This is a genomic window from Microcoleus sp. BR0-C5, from assembly GCF_036705045.1.
GTDB lineage: Bacteria > Cyanobacteriota > Cyanobacteriia > Cyanobacteriales > Microcoleaceae > Microcoleus.
Genome location: NZ_JAUBTR010000183.1, coordinates 1 through 1,921, shown reverse-complemented (window position 1 = coordinate 1,921; position 1,921 = coordinate 1). Strand labels below are relative to the sequence as shown.

Below are 1,921 nucleotides of genomic sequence, written 5' to 3'. Positions count from 1 at the left end.
TGATTACCTGCTGATACCCATTCATTGATTAGCTCTTCATAAAAGAGTTTTAGCACTTGATAAAAATTATATGAATTACCTTTTTTGAGGAACTCTACCCACCTTTTTTTATCCGATTTTCTCACTCCTCCCATTACATTAACTCTGCCTTTTCTCCGGTCTCCTCTGACCTTTTTTCGGCTGCTTTTTTTACACCAGTTCTTTCTTCTGGTGACTCTTAAGCTAAATCCAGTCTCGTCCCAAAACCATACCTGTAATCGTTCGGGCGTTTCTTTTTCTATTTTTAAATATTCGGCTATCTTTATTTTAAACGCTGTTCTTTTTTCGGGATTTCTCTTCGACTCCAGGCTATACTTAGCCCAGATGTAAACATACTTTTTTTTCTTTAATATCCTCCGAACTTGTCCTCCACTTAATTTTATTCCTGTGGATTGTTCTAAGTATGTTGCTAATCTCTGCGCTGTCCATCGTCCAAAATCATATCCTAATTCTTGAGGGTCTTTTTCTATAGTTTCTAATAATATATTTATATATTCATCGGTGGCTTTTTTGTGATTTTCCTTCATCCTTTCATCTATTAGACTTTCTAGATTGTCGGGGTCTCCCTTCATACACCAATAAGATACTTTGTTGACTGAACAACCCAAAAAGTCAGCGATGTGAGATTGTGTTTTACCGTCATTGAGCAATAATAAAATCAGAATTCTTTCTCTGACATTTGCATTTTCTTCCTCTTTTAAAGCTTTCTGTAGTTTCTCTATTTGTTTGGGATTGAGATGGTTTTTTGCTGGCATTTTTGTATTGATTGACTAAACTAAATTTTTATTATACCCTATTTAAAGGCACAACAGCTTAAACCAATTCCAAATATTTTCGCTCTGTAACTTCATTAAATGCAAACTTTATGGCTTTTGCTAACTCTTGATAATTAGTCGTTTTGATAGAACGGAGAATATTTTTAAGTTTTGACCCTAAATTATAAATTAGGGAGAAGTCCGGCGAATAGGGCGACAAGTATATTAATTTTGCCCCTTTTTTTTGAGGGCTTTTTCTACTTCTTCTCCGGTAAGCTGTTGTGCCTTTAAATAGGGTATAATAAAAATTTAGTTTAGTCAATTAATACAAAAATGCCAGCAAAAAACCATCTCAATCCCAAACAAATAGAGAAACTACAGAAAGCTTTAAAAGAGGAAGAAAATGCAAATGTCAGAGAAAGAATTCTGATTTTATTATTGCTCAATGACGGTAAAACACAATCTCACATCGCTGACTTTTTGGGTTGTTCAGTCAACAAAGTATCTTATTGGTGTATGAAGGGAGACCCCGACAATCTAGAAAGTCTAATAGATGAAAGGATGAAGGAAAATCACAAAAAAGCCACCGATGAATATATAAATATATTATTAGAAACTATAGAAAAAGACCCTCAAGAATTAGGATATGATTTTGGACGATGGACAGCGCAGAGATTAGCAACATACTTAGAACAATCCACAGGAATAAAATTAAGTGGAGGACAAGTTCGGAGGATATTAAAGAAAAAAAAGTATGTTTACATCTGGGCTAAGTATAGCCTGGAGTCGAAGAGAAATCCCGAAAAAAGAACAGCGTTTAAAATAAAGATAGCCGAATATTTAAAAATAGAAAAAGAAACGCCCGAACGATTACAGGTATGGTTTTGGGACGAGACTGGATTTAGCTTAAGAGTCACCAGAAGAAAGAACTGGTGTAAAAAAAGCAGCCGAAAAAAGGTCAGAGGAGACCGGAGAAAAGGCAGAGTTAATGTAATGGGAGGAGTGAGAAAATCGGATAAAAAAAGGTGGGTAGAGTTCCTCAAAAAAGGTAATTCATATAATTTTTATCAAGTGCTAAAACTCTTTTATGAAGAGCTAATCAATGAATGGGTATCAGCAGGTAATCA

2 protein-coding genes are annotated in these 1,921 nt (G+C 34.7%); one reads left to right on the top strand and one right to left on the bottom strand.

Going from position 1 to position 1,921, the window contains the following annotated elements; all coding sequences use genetic code 11:
* Positions 1 to 794, bottom strand: a 794-nt coding sequence (locus tag QUB08_RS31750) for an IS630 family transposase (RefSeq protein WP_333230249.1), incomplete at its 3' end; no start/stop codon positions are given.
* 333 nt (positions 795 to 1,127) lie between these two features.
* On the opposite strand from QUB08_RS31750, the gene QUB08_RS31745 reads away from it, so the two are divergent.
* On the top strand, positions 1,128 to 1,921 hold a 794-nt coding region (locus tag QUB08_RS31745; RefSeq protein WP_333230249.1), incomplete at its 3' end, for an IS630 family transposase.